At 56.7% G+C, this 17,773-nt stretch carries 16 protein-coding genes and 1 tRNA gene; 7 read left to right on the top strand and 10 right to left on the bottom strand.

Annotation, left to right across the window (positions count from 1 at the left end; all coding sequences use genetic code 11):
* Positions 1-27: 27 nt before the first annotated feature.
* Complete coding sequence (locus J4P41_RS06790; RefSeq protein WP_426066531.1) at positions 28-1,035, bottom strand: dipeptidase; 1,008 nt, start codon at positions 1,033-1,035, stop codon at positions 28-30.
* An 80-nt stretch (positions 1,036-1,115) separates the two neighbouring features.
* On the opposite strand from J4P41_RS06790, the gene J4P41_RS06785 reads away from it, so the two are divergent.
* Positions 1,116-1,913, top strand: coding sequence for an exodeoxyribonuclease III (locus tag J4P41_RS06785; RefSeq protein WP_426066530.1), 798 nt, complete (start codon positions 1,116-1,118; stop codon positions 1,911-1,913).
* A 17-nt stretch (positions 1,914-1,930) separates the two neighbouring features.
* Here the strand turns inward: J4P41_RS06785 and J4P41_RS06780 are convergent, their stop codons facing one another.
* A complete protein-coding gene (locus tag J4P41_RS06780) occupies positions 1,931-2,665 on the bottom strand; it encodes a response regulator transcription factor (protein ID WP_010501781.1) in 735 nt (244 codons plus the stop codon).
* Positions 2,666-2,820: 155 nt separating this feature from the next.
* On the opposite strand from J4P41_RS06780, the gene J4P41_RS06775 reads away from it, so the two are divergent.
* Positions 2,821-3,330 (top strand): L,D-transpeptidase family protein, encoded by a 510-nt coding sequence (locus tag J4P41_RS06775; protein WP_426066529.1) that lies wholly within the window; start codon positions 2,821-2,823, stop codon positions 3,328-3,330.
* Here the strand turns inward: J4P41_RS06775 and J4P41_RS06770 are convergent.
* A complete protein-coding gene (locus tag J4P41_RS06770) occupies positions 3,327-5,150 on the bottom strand; it encodes a cation:proton antiporter (RefSeq protein WP_426066528.1) in 1,824 nt (607 codons plus the stop codon). The genes J4P41_RS06775 and J4P41_RS06770 overlap by 4 nt on opposite strands.
* Positions 5,151-5,248: 98 nt before the next feature.
* Here J4P41_RS06770 and J4P41_RS06765 point away from each other — a divergent pair, with 98 nt between their 5' ends.
* Positions 5,249-5,773, top strand: coding sequence for a GNAT family N-acetyltransferase (locus tag J4P41_RS06765; protein WP_426066527.1), 525 nt, complete (start codon positions 5,249-5,251; stop codon positions 5,771-5,773).
* On the opposite strand, the gene J4P41_RS06760 is transcribed toward J4P41_RS06765, so the two are convergent.
* From J4P41_RS06760 to J4P41_RS06750, 3 genes are all read right to left on the bottom strand, one after another.
* Complete coding sequence (locus tag J4P41_RS06760) at positions 5,721-7,049, bottom strand: RsmB/NOP family class I SAM-dependent RNA methyltransferase (protein WP_061931048.1); 1,329 nt, start codon at positions 7,047-7,049, stop codon at positions 5,721-5,723. The genes J4P41_RS06765 and J4P41_RS06760 overlap by 53 nt on opposite strands.
* A gap of 56 nt (positions 7,050-7,105) precedes the next feature.
* Positions 7,106-8,599 carry an IMP dehydrogenase gene (guaB, locus tag J4P41_RS06755; RefSeq protein ID WP_010501790.1) on the bottom strand — a complete coding sequence of 498 codons (1,494 nt, stop codon included), beginning with the start codon at positions 8,597-8,599 and terminating at the stop codon, positions 7,106-7,108.
* A gap of 148 nt (positions 8,600-8,747) precedes the next feature.
* A tRNA-Gln gene (locus J4P41_RS06750) sits at positions 8,748-8,821 on the bottom strand.
* Positions 8,822-8,978: 157 nt separating this feature from the next.
* Here J4P41_RS06750 and J4P41_RS06745 point away from each other — a divergent pair.
* From J4P41_RS06745 to J4P41_RS06735, 3 genes are all read left to right on the top strand, one after another.
* Positions 8,979-10,103 (top strand): Ppx/GppA phosphatase family protein, encoded by a 1,125-nt coding sequence (locus tag J4P41_RS06745; protein WP_415574316.1) that lies wholly within the window; start codon positions 8,979-8,981, stop codon positions 10,101-10,103.
* Positions 10,100-10,900 (top strand): RlmE family RNA methyltransferase, encoded by an 801-nt coding sequence (locus J4P41_RS06740; protein WP_023942314.1) that lies wholly within the window; start codon positions 10,100-10,102, stop codon positions 10,898-10,900. The genes J4P41_RS06745 and J4P41_RS06740 overlap by 4 nt, the downstream gene beginning before the upstream one ends.
* A gap of 84 nt (positions 10,901-10,984) precedes the next feature.
* Entirely contained in the window at positions 10,985-12,346 is a 1,362-nt protein-coding gene (locus J4P41_RS06735) for a sodium:solute symporter family transporter (protein ID WP_426066526.1), read from the top strand.
* On the opposite strand, the gene J4P41_RS06730 is transcribed toward J4P41_RS06735, so the two are convergent.
* From J4P41_RS06730 to hpnD, 4 genes are all read right to left on the bottom strand, one after another.
* Positions 12,314-12,946 (bottom strand): hypothetical protein, encoded by a 633-nt coding sequence (locus J4P41_RS06730; RefSeq protein ID WP_426066525.1) that lies wholly within the window; start codon positions 12,944-12,946, stop codon positions 12,314-12,316. The genes J4P41_RS06735 and J4P41_RS06730 overlap by 33 nt on opposite strands.
* Positions 12,946-14,901, bottom strand: coding sequence for a squalene--hopene cyclase (shc, locus tag J4P41_RS06725; RefSeq protein ID WP_426066524.1), 1,956 nt, complete (start codon positions 14,899-14,901; stop codon positions 12,946-12,948). Before shc ends, J4P41_RS06730 begins: the two co-directional genes overlap by 1 nt.
* A 106-nt stretch (positions 14,902-15,007) precedes the next feature.
* A complete protein-coding gene (hpnE, locus tag J4P41_RS06720; protein WP_426066523.1) occupies positions 15,008-16,303 on the bottom strand; it encodes a hydroxysqualene dehydroxylase HpnE in 1,296 nt (431 codons plus the stop codon).
* A 4-nt stretch (positions 16,304-16,307) separates the two neighbouring features.
* On the bottom strand, positions 16,308-17,183 hold the full coding sequence (hpnD, locus tag J4P41_RS06715; protein ID WP_426066522.1) for a presqualene diphosphate synthase HpnD: 876 nt from the start codon (positions 17,181-17,183) through the stop codon (positions 16,308-16,310).
* A 135-nt stretch (positions 17,184-17,318) separates the two neighbouring features.
* Between hpnD and J4P41_RS06710 the strand changes: the two genes are divergently transcribed.
* Positions 17,319-17,762 (top strand): cupin domain-containing protein, encoded by a 444-nt coding sequence (locus J4P41_RS06710; protein ID WP_426066521.1) that lies wholly within the window; start codon positions 17,319-17,321, stop codon positions 17,760-17,762.
* The last annotated feature ends 11 nt before the right edge of the window (positions 17,763-17,773 follow it).

Here is a 17,773-nt window from a genome sequence, read left to right as displayed (position 1 = left end):
ACTTTTTGGCTGAGCTCAGGACGATTTTCAGAATGAAATTGATGCTTGTTCGGTCTTTTCCATCAGTCGCAGCATGTTACCACCCCAGATGGCAGAAAGATCGTCCGGTCCAAATCCAGCAGCTTGCAGAGCACGGGTCACGTTTCGCGTTTCTGTTGCGTCTTCCCAGCCAGGAATGCCACCGCCACCATCGAAGTCAGACGAAACGCCCACGTGCCTCACACCGATGCGCTTGGCAACGTAAGCCACATGGTGTGCCAGATCTTCGACAGTTCCGCCGCCTCCCTTGCGGAGGAAAGACCCCATGGCCGTAATCTGGATCAGGCCATCAGTTTCTTTGAGCCGATCCAACTGTTCGTCATCAAGGTTGCGAGGGTGATCGCAAAGACTGCGGACGCAGGAATGGCTGGCAAAGACAGGTGTCGTGGAGAGTTCAGACGCCTGCATCATCGTGGACTTCGCGGTGTGAGAGACATCCACTAGAACGCCATGCCGGTTCATCTCACGAATTGCCTCGCGGCCAAGTTCTGACAGGCCACCATGAAGCGCGGTGACATCGTTCAGGCTTTTGAGAGGAATGGCTGCATCCGCCAGCACATTATGCCCGTTATGGGTCAGCGTCATATATCGAACGCCATAGTCCCGGGCCAACTGGCCAATTCGGGCGGGGACACCACCAAGAGCATGACCATTCTCAATGGCAGGTACGATGGCGAGAGCATTGTTTTTGAAGGCTGAACGAACATCCTGAGCTGTCCGGCAGACACGAGCCACCAGCCCGTCCTGCTCTCCTCCCAGAGAAACAATGACCTTCAGCATGGCCTGCACACGCTCCCAGGCCTCTTCATGCCCTGCCTCATCGCGTGACCCTTGTGGGATGTAGGCTGCAAGGCAGACGGATCGCAGTTTGCCCTGATGGCACTTCCGAACATCCACTTTCCGCGGGTTATCCGAAGACCAGGCATCGTTCATGTTAGGCCATGGAATGTCGATATGAGTGTCGAAAGTGAGAAGCGTGTCGTGAAGGTCAGTCATGATACGTCCTAGATCGGGTGCAGGGTTTCTTGACGCAAGAGGTGCTTGTCAAAGAGGGCAATTCAGTCGATCCAGAGGTGATGCGTCTGATTACATGGAACATCAACTCCCTCCGACTTCGCTTGCCGCTCTTGAAGAAGCTGGTTGAGGAGGAAAACCCGGACATCGTCTGCCTTCAGGAGACGAAAGTTCCCGATCCGCTCTTTCCGGCTGAAGCGCTAACGGCGCTCGGACTGCCCCATCAGCTTTATCGCGGCATGAAGGGCTATAACGGGGTGGCGATTCTTTCGCGACTGCCCCTGACGTCCGTTGCGAACACTCCAAACTGGTGTAGCCGCGAGGATTGCCGGCATATCGCGGCCTCCATCGAGACCCCTGGCGGTCCGGTTCTGCTGCATGATTTCTACGTTCCAGCCGGCGGCGATATTCCTGATCCGGAAGAAAACGAGAAGTTCGCCCACAAACTTGCATTTGTGGAAGAAGCCGCTGCCTGGTTTTCGGAGACGCCCCCTGCCCGCAGCATCGTAGTTGGAGACCTTAACATTGCGCCACTGGAGCATGACGTCTGGAGTCACCGTCAGCTTCTGAAGATCGTCAGCCACACACCGCCGGAGACAGAACGGCTCAATGCCTGGATGGCGACAGGTTTTCAGGACGCCATGCGGCGTATCACGCCTGAACCGACCAAGCTCTATACGTGGTGGTCTTATCGAAACAAAAACTGGAAAAAGTCTGACCGTGGGCGTCGTCTTGACCATGTCTGGATGACGCCTGACCTGATGCCGGGATTACGGGATATCCGTATTCGTCGGGATGTGCGGGACTGGGAAAGCCCGTCAGATCATGTGCCGGTCGTGCTGGATTTTGATCCAGCCTGACCGGCTTGCTCCCGGCTTCAGGCCGGGAGTGATTCCGCTGTAGCGACTGTTTTGCCCTCTGGATCAAGGCGATAACCGCCCCCTTCCGTGATGAGCAGGGATGTCTTGGTCGGATCCGGCTCGATCTTCTGACGCAGACGATAGATATGCGTTTCAAGCGTATGGGTCGTGACGGCTGCGTTGTAGCCCCAAACCTCGTTCAGAAGAACCTGACGTGCCACAGGGCGATGCCCTGCACGATACAGATACTTCAGGATCGCTGCTTCCTTTTCCGTCAGACGGATCCGGCGGTTACGCGCGGTCTCGACGAGGAGTTTTGCGGAGGGACGGAATGCATAAGGCCCAATTTCAAAAACGGCATCTTCGCTGTTTTCAAAAATCCGAAGCTGTGCGCGAAGTCGGGCCAGAAGTTCGCCAATCCGGAAAGGCTTTGCCACGTAATCATTGGCACCGGCATCCAGGCCGCGAACAATATCGCTTTCATCATCTGAGCCGGTCAGGATGATGATTGGCATGCGAACTCCCTCACGACGCAACTCCGCACAGAAATCGCGTCCATCCCCATCTGGAAGGGTGATGTCCAGCAGCATCGCATCATAGCGTGCCCCCGGCTTCTTCAGCAGTTCCCGAGCAGTCGCGACAGAAGTCGCTTCAATTGTCTCAAGTTCGCCACCGTGCTGGAGCTGTTCTGCCAGCAACTGCCGGAGTGTGTCGTCGTCATCAACTACGAGGATGGGGCGGGGACCTGCCATAATACCTGTCTCGTCTTATCTGAGCGGAAGCGTCACATCCGCGTGGGTTCGCGTTGATAAGCCACGCATCTAATTCTTCTCTCCCCATTGCTGGAAAGCGAAGCAAACTTGCAACATGAGGTATGACAAATGCAAATTGAAAAGAAAACAGCCTGATGACTAAAGCTAATTTGAGAATCGCTGAAAACCGCGCTTTTCTCCACTTTCGAAATGAAATCATTCCGGCTTTGATTGGATCAGGCGGCATACGCCTTGACAAGCGCGAAGGTGATCACGCGACGCCGGTGGGAGAATTACCGCTGCGCCGTATTCTCTATCGTGCTGACCGTACGCAAAGGCCGGTTTCCGGCGCCGGCTTGCCTATTGAGCCAATCGCTCCATCAGATGGATGGTGTGATGACGTGGGCTCTTGCGATTACAACCGTCCGGTTACTCTTCCCCACGCCGCCTCATGCGAAAAAATGTGGAGGGAAGACCATGCTTATGATCTCTGCATTGTGATGGGATGGAACGATCTCAAACCCGATTCGGGGCGTGGATCAGCAATTTTCCTGCATCTGCCGACTGTGACGGGGTTTACGGAAGGGTGCATTGCTTTACAGGAACGCGATCTTCGCCGCGTCCTAGCACAGGGGCTAACCTCGATTATTGTGGAAGCGCCCTAAGACGCTTCCCCATCCCCTTTGGTCTGATCGGTAGGTGGGACCATGGAAATCATAAGATCTCCCGGCATCGGTACGATCGTTGTCGGGTCTTCGGCGGATCGAATAAGGATGGCTGTCCGTCGACTGACGAGGATATCCAGTCGGTTATCATCCGTTCCGAAACCGCCTGCATTCGCGTCTGTTGCAACGCGGGACGTAAAGCGCCACCCCTGTTCGAAAAGCGTATCGAACAGGGTGTAGTTCCACGCAGGTTCTCCAAGAACCTTACCACGCGAGTCACGAGACAGACCGTGATAGAAATCCAGTCTCGCCACGCCAGGGCTGATCTGAAATACGCGTTCCCGCCCCATAGCCGGAGCCAGATGGCCACAGATCATGCCGTTATAAATACCATCACCCGTCGTCGCGATCAGGTAATCAGCAGGACGCTCCTCAAGGGCCTCCTGTCCGTGCTGAGACAAGAGTTCAGTGCGCAGAACCGGAATATCCATCTGCGCTGCCGGCATCAGGGCGCTCGATCTGTTGTCGACCAGAAGGACTGGAATACCTTCCCGGTGCAGGCAGGCTGCAAGATCAACAGACCATCCGCTGGCGCCCAGAATGGCAATGGCCGGATCGTTTGAAAGGGTGAGTTTCAACGCTCTTGCAATGGGCCGGAGCGAGAAACCATGCAGGATCATTGTCACAGCGATGACAGCGAACACGGCTGGCATGATGAGATCGGCAGACTGGTATCCTGTTTCCTTCAGGCGAATACCTGCCGCCCCAGCAACGGCGGCAGCCACGATACCGCGAGGCGCAATCCATCCGACAAAAAGCCGTTCTTTCCACGGCATGCTCGTTCCAAGCGTGGAAAAGAAAATCCCCACAGGTCTGACAACAAACAGCACCACCAATGTCAGCATCAGAATCGGAATGGAAAGATGCTTGAGCACCTCACGATGCAGGTCGGCCGTCAGCAGGATAAACAGAACTGACACCACCAGAACCACCATGGATTCCTTGATGCGGCGAAGTTCTGCGACGCCGGGAATATGAAGGTTGGTCAGCGCCATTCCAAAAATCGTCACCGCGACCAGCCCTGCCCCCTCCATTTCCAGATTGCAGGCTGTGAAGATGACCAGCGCCATGGAAATGAGAACCGGCGTTTTGAGGATTTCCGGCATCATGTCGCGCGTGAAGAGATAGCGGATCAGATAAGCCGGAAGGATGCCTGCCGAGATGGACTCGGTTGCGGCGGCCAGAAGGTCTGGCAGCGTGTGGGTAAAGAAAACGCCGGTATGCAGATCCACATGCAAGAGCATGAGCTGTAAAACTACAGCCGCAAGAATCGCTCCCAACGGATCATTGACGATGGCTTCCCATCGCAGAAATGCGGCCACTTTAGGTTGTAGCTTCGCGCTGCGCAGAAGCGGGAGAACCACCGTCGGTCCTGTTACGACGATAATGGCCCCAAACAGCATGGATGTGCCCCATTCAAGATGGGCAACATAATGCGCGGCGAGCGATCCCAAGGCCCAGTTGATGGGCAGGGCAAGCATTGTCAGGCGCGCGACACCTTCTCCGGCTTCCCGAAGCTGGCGAATGTCCAGCGCCATCCCCCCTTCGAACACCACGATCGCCACCAGAAGCGACACAAGCGGACGGAAGACCCACCCCATCGTTTCGGATGGATGGAGAATACCCAGGCCGGGCCCGAACAGCAGTCCTATGGTGAAGAGGAGGACGATCGCTGGGAGGCGAAAGCGCCAGGCGACCCATTGGGCCAGCATTCCGGCCCCGAATGTCAGGGCTATGCCAAGGAAGATATCATACTGCATGTGTAAGAGCGCGTCTGTCCCGTGCTGATTTGGAAACGGGCATCATAACCCGGATCATGGTCCGGGCCTAACCGTCTCACTTTGCAGGGAGTATCTGCGTGTCAGAATCGAAACTGGTCATCCGCCCTGCGCAATCCCTGGATCGGGAGGGGATCTGGCGTGTTCTTGCGCCTGTTCTCAAGGCTGGCGAAACCTATGCCCTTCCGAGGAGATGGGGCCGTCGGCAGGCCCTCGGATATTGGATGGCTGTCGAACATCGCGTGTTTGTGGCGGAAAGTTCTGACGGTGAGATCGTCGGAACTTTTTATCTTCAGGACAATCAGTCAGGTGGCGGTCGACATGTCGGGAATGCATGCTTCGTCGCGTCTCCCGGATATGGTGCTGGTCGTCAAATGGGTGAATTTGCCCTGAAAGAAGCGCAGGCCCTGGGCTACCGAGCTATGCAGTTCAATTTCGTTGTCCGCACCAATGACCGCGCCATCGCACTCTGGACGCGTCTCGGTTTCCGGGTGGTTGGAACACTTCCTGGTGCCTTCAACCACCCCGAGCGCGGCTATGTGGATGCTTTTGTTATGTGGAAGGAGCTTCTTCCGTCCGAGCAACAGGCTCCAGACGCTGCATGACGCAGGCGAAGAAGCCGTCAGTTCCGTCCCGAAGTGGGGTCAGGGAGAACTGGGCCTTTTCGCGGAGTTCGGCCGGAAGAAGATCAGGCAAATCTTCCGTTGGAACCCGAACAAAGTCCGTCCTGCGCTTCAGGAACGCATCAATCTGCTGGCCATTTTCAGCAGCCAGAAGAGAGCACGTCGCGTAGATCATTCGGCCGCCCGGTTTGACCAAAGATGCTGCACGATCAAGGATTTCGGACTGTTTGATAACAAGTTCCTGAATGTCCTCTGGCGTCAGGCGCAGGCGTGCATCCGGGTTGCGACGCCACGTGCCTGTGCCTGAACATGGTGCGTCTACCAGAACACGATCGAAGCTCGCAGCACGACGCTTGGCCCATTTGTCGCCTGTCACCAGAAGGTGGCGTTCGACGTTGTGAACGCCTGCCCGACGCAGACGCTTCACCGCACCTTCAAGACGTTTCTCGTGAACATCGCAGGCAACGATATGGCCCTTGTTTTCCATGGTCATGGCAAGGGCGAGCGTTTTGCCGCCTGCGCCTGCACAGTAATCCAGAACGCGGTTGTCTGGGCGCGCATCAGCCGCCGCGACAACCAGTTGCGATCCTTCATCCTGAATTTCGACCAGACCATCCTTGAAAGCCTGTGCGGCCGTGACGGGCTGACGCCCATCGAGGCGCAGACCCCATGGGGAAAGCTTGGTCGGAACAGCGTTCAGCCCTTCCCGCTTCAACGCGCGCAGAGCGTCTTCCCGCGTGCCCTTCAGAAGGTTCACGCGCAGATCCAGTGTGGGTGCGCCCAGCATGGCTTCCATCTCGTCCGCCATGCGGGACCCGAAGGTCTCGCGAAGCGCGGGCTCGATCCAGTCCGGATATTCCAAGCGGATGGCGATTGGTTGCTTCTGGCTGGAAAGTTCTTTTCCTTCCAGATGCTTGAGGTTGATATCCTCACGCGGCGTCAGAGGGTTCTGGGCATAGCGCTCGCCGCTGAACATCATCCGGACCTGATCCATCGTCGTGCCAGACAGCAGCATGGAGGCTGCGCAGAGCAGGCGTGGAGAAATGTCGCCCTGGCTGCCTTCCAGATGCCAGTGCAGCCGTCTCCAGCCACGAAGCACATCCCAGGCCAATGTGGAAATGGCGCGTCTGTCTCCGCCACCAATATAGCGGCGTTCACGGAAGAAAGCGTTGGCAGTAGCGTCTGCGGGACGGCGGGGCGCATTCTGGATCGCACAAAGCAGATCAATGGCGCCGGAAAGGCGAGCTGCGGGGGTCATATCGCCCCCGTAGCCGGTTTGGCCTCTCAAAGCGAGAGGCCAATGCATATGAAATGTCAGTCCCGACGGTAGTTCGGGGCTTCACGCGTGATTGTCACATCATGAACGTGGCTTTCACGCAGACCAGCATTCGTGATGCGACGGAACATCGTGCGGACCTGAAGATCGGCAACCGTGGCAGATCCGGTGTAGCCCATGCCGGCCTTCAGGCCACCAACGAGCTGATGCACGACGGGAGCCATGCCCCCCTTATAAGGAACCTGCCCTTCGATCCCTTCAGGTACCAGCTTCAGCGTGTCACGGACTTCCGCCTGGAAATAACGATCCGCAGAGCCACGCGCCATGGCTCCGAGAGAGCCCATGCCACGATAGGACTTGTAAGCACGTCCCTGATACAGGAACGTCTCGCCGGGGCTCTCATCCGTGCCAGCCAGCAGCGAGCCAACCATCACGACGTCAGCACCGGCACCGATAGCTTTCACGATGTCGCCGGATGTGCGGATGCCACCGTCCGCGATGGCCGGAACGTCAAGTTCATGACAGGCCGCAGCGGTTTCCATAACAGCGGAGAACTGCGGGACGCCTACACCGGCAACAACACGCGTTGTGCAGATGGAACCCGGACCGATACCCACCTTGATGCAGTCGGCGCCGGCTTCAATAAGTGCGCGTGCGGCCTGAGGCGTGGCGACGTTGCCCGCAATGACCTGAAGAGCGGGATGACGCTCTTTAAGGGTTCGGACGGTGTTCAGAACGCCATGTGAGTGGCCATGCGCCGTATCTACGACAATGACGTCCACGCCAGCTTCCACGAGAGCTGCAGCGCGAGTCAGTCCGTCTTCGCCAACGCCAACAGCCGCCGCGCAACGCAGGCGCCCCTGATCGTCCTTGATGGCGAGCGGATGAGTTGTGGCCTTGTCCATATCCTTGACGGTGATCAGGCCGATGCAGCGACCGCCTTCGTCCACAACCAGCAGCTTTTCAATGCGGTGGCGATGCAGTAGTGCGCGAGCTTCTTCTGGCGCAGCGCCGTTCAGAACCGTGACAAGGTTCTCTTTCGTCATCAGATCGCGAACGCGGGTATTCAGATCCGTCGTGAAGCGGACGTCACGATTGGTCAGAATGCCAACAAGGATGCCTGTCCCGTCTTCCACAACGGGCAGACCCGAGACGCCATGGCGGGCCATGATGGCGTTGACGTCTGCCAGTGTCTGGTCTGGACCAACGGTGACGGGATTGACCACCATGCCGGATTCAAAGCGCTTGACGCGACGAACCTGCTCGGCCTGCTCTTCAATGGAGAGGTTCTTGTGAATGACGCCCATGCCGCCCTGCTGAGCCATGGCAATGGCCATGCCATCTTCCGTCACCGTATCCATGGCGGAGGACATCAGGGGAATGTTCAGCTCGATGGTGCGTGTAAGGCGTGTACGTGTCGACGTCTGGGCCGGAAGCACGGACGATTCAGCTGGCTCGACGAGAACATCGTCAAATGCCAGTGCCTCGCGAATGCGTGCGCTTAGATCAGTTGTGCAGGAAGAAGATGTCATGCCCGCTGGCCCCCGTTGGTCATGCGTCGTGAGACGCTGAAATCAGAACCGGGAGCCAAAAGGCCCGACCGGCCGTTGGCGGGTCCTCATAGACTAATTTCCCCCTGGAGGGGAAGTCTCTTTTTGCGGTAGATTTTAAGGAATTTTTTGGCTGGGAGACCTGGATTCGAACCAGGGCTGACCGGGTCAGAGCCGGTAGTTCTACCGCTAAACTATCTCCCAAGCGGTGAGTGGGTGTTTACCCATCACGGCTGGGTGACGCAAGGGGGCATTTTCATTTTTTTTAGAAAAACTGATATTTTTCTTGCGGTCAGACGTTTTCCCGTCTCATGCTGCTTATCCAAGGTCCCAAAACGGGCAAATCGGGAGCCTAAACAAGATGATGAGGCAAGGAACGGAGCACAGGCTATCAGGTCAGGCGTCAGTACGGACGTCTAGTACCCGTCAGGCCGGACCGTTCTTTGGCGCCATCGACCTTGGAACCAATAATTGCCGTCTCATGATTGCTGCCGGAACAGCCAATGGTTTCCGTGTGGTTGATAGCTTCAACCGCTCCGTTCGTCTTGGCGAAGGGCTACGTCTGAGTGGCCGTCTGGCGGAAGAGTCCATGACGCGCGCACTGGATGCTCTGCGGATCTGTGTGGAGCGCATGAAGCAATGGCCCCTATCCCACGTTCGGGCCGTTGCAACGGAAGCCTGCCGCAAGGCGGCCAACGGTCGCGAGTTCCTTGAACGTGTTCAGAGCGAAATCGGCCTGACGATCGACATCATTACTGCCCGCGAAGAAGCCGAGCTGGCTCTTGAAAGCTGCTCTCCGCTTTTCCGCGTGCCGTCTCATGCCCCTGCCCGGGCTGAGCGTGGCGTTCTGTTCGATATTGGTGGTGGGTCAACCGAAGTTGCATGGGTCCGGGTGGACCAGGCTCGCAAGTCCCAGACTCTGATCGGCACAACCAGTATGCCTGTCGGCGTCATTACCCTTCAAGAAATGTTCGGCGAAGGCCACGGGTCTTCTTATGAGGAGATGGTGTCTTACGTTCAGAGCCATCTGGCCGATTTCGAGAATATTCATCGCATCCGAAGGGAAATTACGCAGGGAAATGCCTGTCTGCTGGGAACATCCGGGACAGTGACGACCCTTGCTGGTGTGGCTCTTTCCCTGCCCCGTTATAATCGTGCGGCGATTGATGGTCTTACTTTGCCGGGTAACGTCATGCGCGAAGCCATCAATACGTTGCGCGGGCTTTCGAGAAATCATCTTTCCGCCCATCCATGCGTGGGAGAGGATCGTGTGAAATATGTTCTCCCGGGTTGTGCAATTTTCGAGGCAATTCATCGCGCATGGCCTATAGAAGAGGTCACGATTGCCGATCGGGGGTTGCGTGACGGCATGCTGCTGCGTATGGCCCGCGATCATGGCCAGCGTTTCACACGGGAACGCCGTAGGCCCTATCGTCATGTCACGCCCCGTTCAAGGGGCCCTCTCGGGAATTACGCCACGATATGAAGCCGCCCAGATCCCGCTCCGGTTCTTCTAAAAAGGATACGGGACCCAAGCGCATCCCTGGAAAAGCTCTCAAGAGCGCAGCTGCCCCTGGGGCGGCTGATGCCACACAGGACGCCTCGACATCCCAGACAGCCCGTAACAAGGTCGTCACGCTCCGTACTGCCCGTGGCCGTACTACTGCGCAGCAGCGCTGGCTGAACCGTCAGTTGAATGACCCTTATGTGGCGGCTGCCCGGAAGCAGGGCTGGCGGTCTCGTGCCGCCTTCAAGCTGATCGAAATTGATGACCGCTTTCACATCATTAAGCCGGGCGCGCGCGTCATTGACCTTGGTGCAGCGCCAGGTGGTTGGTCACAGGTGGCCGTCAAGCGTGGTGCAGGGCATATTGCGGGCGTTGACCTCCTGCCCGTCGATCCAGTGAGTGGAGCCGAGATCATTGAAGGTGATTTCACCGATCCTGAGATGCCGGACCGCCTGAAGGAAATTCTTGGCGGCCCTGCTGATCTGGTGATGTCTGATATGGCTCCCAATACAACCGGTCATGCAGCGACAGACCATATGCGCATCATGGGTCTCGCAGAAGGTGCGCTCGACTTTGCCATGCAGGTTCTTGCCGAAGGTGGCAGCTTTGTTGCCAAGGTTTTCCAGGGCGGCTCTGAAAAGCAGATGCTTGATTCCATGAAGCTGGCCTTCGCTTCCGTGAAACACGTCAAGCCGCCTGCTTCCAGAAAAGAATCAAGCGAGTTGTACGTCATCGCTACCGGGTTTCGTCCCGAACGTCTGACCGAAGAAGACTAACCTCCCTTCTGATGAGTGCTTTTCAGAAGCGCTCATCAGTTTGCGCGCTTGACCGAAACATGTTGCGGCTACAGAACGGACAGGATGATCCAGAGTCTGACTGTAATCCTGCTATATCTGGCCTCGCTGCCCGTCTTCGCGCTTACATTGGCGCGGCAGCCTCACAAGGATTTGCCGCCCTGGGCCATATGCCTGTCACTGGTGGCCACAGAAACATCAACACTCACAATCGTTAGTGTTCCCGGTGTTGCCTTTCTACATGGCTATGTCTTCTTGGGGCTGGCTCTGGGGTACCTGTTTGGGCGCGTCGCCGTTGCGATATGGTTTCTGCCACTTCATGAGCGCGGCGCCACATCCATTTACCGGTATGTCGGGCAACGTTTTGGCCATCGTCTTCAGAAGCTCGTCTCTGGCACATTTCTCCTGACACGTCTTCTGGCGGAGGGGGTGCGCCTCTATGCAGGCATGCTTCCCGTCTCCCTCCTGTTTGCGAGTATCGGATACCCCGTCCCTGACTTCGTTTTGCTCATGGGCATCGTCGTGCTGACATTGGCCTACACGTTGGCGGGTGGTCTGAAGGCTGTGGTGTGGTCCGATACGCTCCAGCTTGTTCTTTATCTGGGCGGAAGTGCTGCCTGCGGCATTGTGCTGTTTGACCGTATTGGTCCTGCCGTCTTTCATGCCGCCCCACTCTTCACATCCGGTTTGCCCGCTTTCACCAACCCGTTCTCGGTAACGGGTGCCGTGGTGGGAGGAGCGATCCTCTCCCTGGCGTCTCACGGGACGGACCAGTTGATGCTACAGCGTTGCCTTGCCGCCAGAACTCTTGGAGGCGCGCGTGCTGCGATGATCGGAAGCGTCTTTGTCGTGGCGCTTCTCTTTGCATTGCTTTCTTTTATAGGCGTTGGACTGCATGTTCTCTGGCCGGAGTATCAGGGCGCGCCAGATGCACTTTTTCCGAAGTTTATTCTGACGTTACCGCCAATTCTGCGCGGATTGCTGATCGCGGGTATTTTAGCCGCGACAATGGGATCGCTTTCCAGCGCCATGAATTCCATGGCCGCAGCAACCAGAAGTGACTTCTTTCCTAAAAACACGCTCTCCCTGCGGACGGCGACATCGTTCTGGGCTGTTTTGCTGGTCGCAACCGCTTTGCTGTTCTCGCACCCGACCGGCTCTGCTGTCGTGTTCGGTCTCTCCATAGCATCCTACAGCTACGGTGCGACGTTAGGCATTTTCCTGCTGGCCATGCTTGCACATTCGCGGGACGAAGCGAGCGGAATTGCTGGTTTTCTGGTATCTATTGCCGTGTTGGGTCTGTTGGCGATGGTGCGTCTTGATGGGCACCCCATCGCCTTCCCATGGCTGGTTCCAGCGGGTGTTATCGCTGCGTTCGTAGGCGCGACCGTTTTCTCAAAGCTGCGGCGGATAGGTTTTCAGAAATAGGGCAATGGCCTTCTGAGCCGCTGCGGCATCCCGTCCCAGTTCCATGAGGGCTGGGATCTGCCGTGGATGCTTCAGAAGAGATCCAAACAATCCGGGTAGATAAATGGCCCCGTCTTTCAGGCCATCACGCGCTGCAGGTGGCAGATTCCGGTCCGAATCATCGCAAACCACCCTTAGAACAGCAAAGGGTTTGCCCGTCTGAGCAACCGCGCCGCTTTCCATATCGACTGCAACACAGCGGGTCTGGTTGTACAGACGGCTTTTTTCTGCTGCTGTCTCGATCAGGGTGTCGCTGTGCAGAAGACCTCCACGTCGCGCATGATCGGCCCCGAAACGTCTGCTCAGAACAATGTCCGCGTCGTAGGACGTGTCTTGAACAACGACCCGGTCCGCAACGACGATCGTTCCCGGCACAACGCTGGACGATAGACCCCCGGCACAGCCAAACGATAACAGCCGGGTTGCACCTGCCTGAACAAGCCGTGCAGCACCTTCCATTGCACCAGACGCTGTCGCGTTGCTCAAGGCAATGGGTGCATCAGGCAGGAAACGGCGAATAATGCACGCTTCCTGCTTCATTCCAACCAGAATACCGAGCATCAGAAACCGTATTCCACTCGGCCCGTGTTGCTGGTGCCCAGATTGCGATATCGGGACAGGGCCTGGAGCGGAAAGAACTGCTTGTAGCCGTGATAACGAAGGTAGAAGACTTTCGGGAAGCCAACGGCGTTATAGGCTTCTTCCTGCCATTCTCCGTTCTCGTCTTGCTGGGACATCAGGAAGTTGACGCCGCGTTTGACGGCTTCACTGTCCCTGCGCCCCACAGCCATGAGGGCCAGAACGGCCCAAGCTGTCTGGGATGGCAGGCTTTCCTTGTAAATGCCCGGGGGTGCACCTTCGTAGGTTGCACAATCCTCGCCCCAGCCGCCGTCCGAACGTTGAATATCTTCCAGCCAGTTCACAGCGCGCTTCACCATGGGGTCATCGTACGCAATTCCCGCAATGTTCAGCGCGCACAGAACAGACCATGTGCCGTAGATATAATTCGTCCCCCAGCGTCCAAACCAGCATCCTTCCTTTTCCTGCTCTTTGCGCAGGTATTCCAGTGCCTTGTCGATCACCGGGCGATCTTCCGGATGACCAAGCTGGCATAGGAAGGAAATGCACCGGGCCGAGACGTCTGCCGTAGGAGGATCAAGGAGTGCGCCATGATCCGAGAATGGAATATGGTTCAGCATCTCAAGGTCATTATCGACGTCGAACGCGCCCCAGCCGCCATTTGTGCTCTGCATCCCGATGATCCATTCACGGGCGCGTTCAATCGCTTCGCGGTTTTCTTCAGGGTCAACACGATGAAGCAGCATGCCGACAACAGCTGTGTCATCCACGTCCGGGTAGTAGTCATTTTCGTACTGAAAGGCCCATCCGCCTGGACGCAGATCCGGCGTGTTGATTGCCCAGTCTCCCTTGACGTCGAGGATCTGACGATCCCGGAGCCACTCGGCACTTTTCTTCAGCTTTGCGAGGGTTTCATCACGCTTTGTCGGATGTGCTCCGGACGCAGCTTCCATCATGGCCAGACCGGACAGCCCTGTATCCCAGACAGGGGACACGCAGGGCTGGCAGTAAATTTCGTCATTCTTGTGAACCAGAAGGTCCTGAATGGACTCCCATGCTGTCACAACGCGCGGATCACTATCCGGCACACCAAGGGCACGATACATCATGACCACATTGGCCATGGCAGGATAGATTGCTCCGAGACCGCCACGGCTCAGGCGCGGCTCGATAAAGCTGATGGCTGCTTTAAGAGCCTTGTCATGAATTGTCTTGGGAATGAGCGGCAACACTGGCCGTAACGCCGTGTCCAGATGCTTGAACGCCCGCCCCCAGATCGAACGGTAAGGCCCGCGTATCCAGTCTCTGACCTCAGATGGCGGTTTGACGAACAGTTCCTGTATATGAATACCGCGAGGGTTGACGGCCTGGGGCTTCAAGGCCCCTACAGCCAGCATGGGAGCAAGCACTGCGCGGGACCAGTAAGACATGTTCCATACGGAGAAGAACGCCGTCCGCGGGAGCAGCATCAACTCAACCGGCATGACAGGCGTTGCGTCCCAGGGAACTTCCCCAAACAGCGCAAGCTGGATACGCGTAAAGACGTTGGAGCGAGCTGCGCCACCATGGTCCAGAATGGCTTCACGTGCACGACGCATATGCGGCGCGTCAATGCTGTCACCAATGGCCTTCAGGGCAAAATAGGCTTTTACGGTCGCAGAAAGGTCAAAACCGCCGCCGAAATAGAGAGGCCAGCCACCGTGTTCGCCCTGAATGCGGCGAAGATAAACGCCAATCTTGTTCTGCTTTTCCTGATCGATCCGATCCAGATAGTGTTCCAGAAGAACGTATTCAGCAGGAATGGTGGCATCGGCTTCAAGCTCGAAAACCCAGTGCCCATCGTCCTTCTGACGTTTGCCAAGGGCTGCATGAGCCCCCTCGATCGCACGAGTGACGTCATCTCCCTCAATGGGCTTGTGGGAAAGGGTCTCGCTCATGCGGTCTTCTTTTTCGTCTGGATAGATCAACATTATTCAGGTCTTCCGGGACATGCAGCCCTCATCAAGGGGAGTGGTGTTACAAGCATAGCTTTGTGAGTGCGCCTCACGATTCCGTGTGTTTTATGGCTGAACGGAAACCCAGGGCACTCACTGCCGCCAATCCTGACTGGATTGCCCCTTCAATGGTCGAAGGAAGGCCTGTGTTCGTCCAGTCTCCGGCAAGCGCCATGTTTGCCGTGTCGGTTTTGGCGGCAGGGCGACGGCGGTTCTGCTCGGGGGTTGCGGCAAACGTAGCCCGCTTCTCACGCAGCAGGCGTGCTGGAGGCATCGCAACAGGCAGGGGCTGAGGCAGAACGGGATCAAGCGCGCGTCTGATTTCAGACCAGATCGTAGCCAGCATTTCGTTGCTGTCGCGGTCGGCGTAGCGATTGGCGGCGCTGACTGTTACGGACAGGACGTCACCCTTCAGGAAGATCCATTCCGAAATACCCCCAACAAGCCCGACAAATCGTGCCTGCGCGACGACGCCCCGTGCTTTCACGGGAGCCGAGAGCTTGAAATGCGCATTCGCGATACTTTCGAAAGCATCAGGAGTAATGATTTCCGGAAGCAGGGTTTGTGCCACAGGTCCGGGTACAGCCACGATGACATGATCTTCCGAGCCAAGCTCAATTCGCCCTTCTGTGGTCTCGATGGCTGTAACCCGCCCTTTTTCACGTTCGATTGCGCTGACCCGCACACCGGTACGGATTTCTCCATGATAGCGCCGCAGGTAGGCAAGAGCCGGGTCCACCAGCGTTTCGGAAAGTCCGATTTCAGGGAACCAGGGACAGCACGCCATCCCACCTTGCGCCAGAGACTTACGGATCACATTTCCCAGGAGCAGCGCGCTTCCTGTGTGCAGGTCTGTGTTAAGAACCGAAATTGCAAAGGGTTCCAAAAGACGGCGGCTGAGTTGACCTGGTTTGAGGCAATCTTCAACGACCGTATTGTCATTGGCTTTCAGAAAGCGTCCCAGAGACGCAAGTTCTGAAAGCTTCATGCCAGGCACGCGGCGACCACCGGGAAGTGCCCAGAACGGTATCTTTCCCTTGGACAAACGCAGCGTCCACGCCAGATCGTCCTGCAGATCATAGTAGGGAAAAATTGGAATACCCGGGCCACTCAATGTGTGACGGGCGCCAAGAATATCAAGATAACGAAAGGTCAGACCATTTGCAGACAGGATCAGATGATTGCCGTTATCAATGAGGGCATCGAGTGTCTTGTCATGAAATGAACGTGCTCGTCCCCCACAGGCCGGACCTGCCTCGTAGATCGTGACCTTTGCCTGTGCGGCAAGCTCGACGGCTGCGGAAAGACCCGCCAGGCCGCCACCAATGATATGAACGTGGCTCATGGGCTTATTTCACATATGCCGCCAAAGCGCGGACCGCACGCCAGCCTTTGCTGACTTTTGCTACCGCCTCAGGGTTCTTCCACCCTCTTTTTTCCAAAGCATTCAGAACCGGTTCGTAGGATGCTGCCATCATACGCGCCGGACGCATCGCCTTATGGTCACAGTCCTTCATGGCACGGCGTGCCTCCCGGAAATGATCATGGGCGCGCCGGGCAAGGATGCGGCCTACGCCATCGAGACCATGAGCGTACAGGGCTTCTTTCGGATCGCTGGGAACATTGAAGCGTTCGAGCAGTTCTGACGGCAGATAGAGACGGCTGCGTTCGGCATCTTCAGCAATATCTCGCAGGATGTTCGTAAGCTGAAGCGCTCTTCCCAAATGCTTAGAGACAAGATCGGCAGCCGGCGAAGAGTCGCCGAACGCCCGGACGGACAACCGGCCAACTGCTGACGCAACGCGATCACAATACAGATCAAGCGTTTTTTCATCTGGTGCAATGATGGGATCACCGCAATCCATGGCCATTCCATCAATGATGGCGTGGAAATCTTCAGCCTGCAGATCGAAACGGAAGATGGTCGCTACAAGCACGCGGTCCAGAGCATCGCGCGTTTCACCCTTATAAAGGCGCTCGATGCGGTCATGCCACTCCTGCAGAGCCTGCAGCGGATCTGCAACGTCCGCGTCACCGTCAGCAATATCGTCTACCTCGCGGCAGAAGGCATAGATTGCGAACATGGCCTGACGTCTTGCTGCCGGCAGAACCTTCATGCCACGGGCAAAAGACGTGCCGGATGCAGTGACGATATGCTCCACATGGTCAAGATCGGCCTGCGCGCAGGGAAGACCGGAAGAAGCACGCGCCCTGCTGAAAACCATGTCTGTCCCCTGTCCTGTTTCAGAAATGCTGCGTTCTAACGCCAAATGGGCCTGTCACAAAGTCGGCTCGAACGGAATGGGATGCCATACGTTCCTATGATGCCAAAAGGCAACACCCTTCCATCAGGAGGTCCCATGAAGTTCAGTCTCTTTCTTGCCACTATCGCTATGTGTTCGAGTTTTTCTGTGGCTCAAGCAGAATCGTCGTCAGCCAAAGCTCATGCCGATCATCTTCTGAAAGCCACGCATTCATGGAACGGCGTAGCCTACGCGCCCTATACGACGTCCCAGCCGGAACTCAGCATGATTCGCCTGACAATTCCGGCACATACGGCCCTGCCCTGGCATAAGCACCCGTTTCCGAACGCGGGATATGTTTTGCAGGGTTCTTTGACAATTCAGGATAAGGAAAGTGGCAAGAGCCAGACTTTTCATCAGGGAGAAGCTTTTGCTGAATCTGTGAATGACGTTCATCGTGGTGTGTCAGGAAACGAGCCGACCATCCTTTTGCTGACTTACGCTGGCGCAGAAGGACAACCCACGTCGATCCCCGTGGATAAACAGAATCCTGAATATTGAATCAAAGCTCA

This window comes from Gluconobacter sp. NFX36 (assembly GCF_049887835.1).
GTDB lineage: Bacteria > Pseudomonadota > Alphaproteobacteria > Acetobacterales > Acetobacteraceae > Gluconobacter > Gluconobacter japonicus_A.
Note: the sequence above shows the minus strand (reverse complement) of the source record. Positions and strands in the feature narration are given on the sequence as shown.

Excerpts from the sequence above, each read along its gene's own strand:
- guaB (WP_010501790.1), bottom strand. The coding sequence starts at position 8,599 with ATGACATCTTCTTCCTGCACAACTGATCTAAGCGCACGCATTCGCGAG.
- shc (WP_426066524.1), bottom strand. The coding sequence starts at position 14,901 with ATGAGCGAGACCCTTTCCCACAAGCCCATTGAGGGAGATGACGTCACT.
- J4P41_RS06775 (WP_426066529.1), top strand. The coding sequence starts at position 2,821 with ATGACTAAAGCTAATTTGAGAATCGCTGAAAACCGCGCTTTTCTCCAC.
- J4P41_RS06790 (WP_426066531.1), bottom strand. The coding sequence starts at position 1,035 with ATGACTGACCTTCACGACACGCTTCTCACTTTCGACACTCATATCGAC.
- J4P41_RS06770 (WP_426066528.1), bottom strand. The coding sequence starts at position 5,150 with ATGCAGTATGATATCTTCCTTGGCATAGCCCTGACATTCGGGGCCGGA.
- J4P41_RS06760 (WP_061931048.1), bottom strand. The coding sequence starts at position 7,049 with ATGACCCCCGCAGCTCGCCTTTCCGGCGCCATTGATCTGCTTTGTGCG.
- J4P41_RS06710 (WP_426066521.1), top strand. The coding sequence starts at position 17,319 with ATGAAGTTCAGTCTCTTTCTTGCCACTATCGCTATGTGTTCGAGTTTT.
- hpnE (WP_426066523.1), bottom strand. The coding sequence starts at position 16,303 with ATGAGCCACGTTCATATCATTGGTGGCGGCCTGGCGGGTCTTTCCGCA.
- J4P41_RS06740 (WP_023942314.1), top strand. The coding sequence starts at position 10,100 with ATGAAGCCGCCCAGATCCCGCTCCGGTTCTTCTAAAAAGGATACGGGA.
- hpnD (WP_426066522.1), bottom strand. The coding sequence starts at position 17,183 with ATGGTTTTCAGCAGGGCGCGTGCTTCTTCCGGTCTTCCCTGCGCGCAG.
- J4P41_RS06735 (WP_426066526.1), top strand. The coding sequence starts at position 10,985 with ATGATCCAGAGTCTGACTGTAATCCTGCTATATCTGGCCTCGCTGCCC.
- J4P41_RS06780 (WP_010501781.1), bottom strand. The coding sequence starts at position 2,665 with ATGGCAGGTCCCCGCCCCATCCTCGTAGTTGATGACGACGACACACTC.
- J4P41_RS06730 (WP_426066525.1), bottom strand. The coding sequence starts at position 12,946 with ATGCTCGGTATTCTGGTTGGAATGAAGCAGGAAGCGTGCATTATTCGC.
- J4P41_RS06745 (WP_415574316.1), top strand. The coding sequence starts at position 8,979 with ATGATGAGGCAAGGAACGGAGCACAGGCTATCAGGTCAGGCGTCAGTA.
- J4P41_RS06785 (WP_426066530.1), top strand. The coding sequence starts at position 1,116 with ATGCGTCTGATTACATGGAACATCAACTCCCTCCGACTTCGCTTGCCG.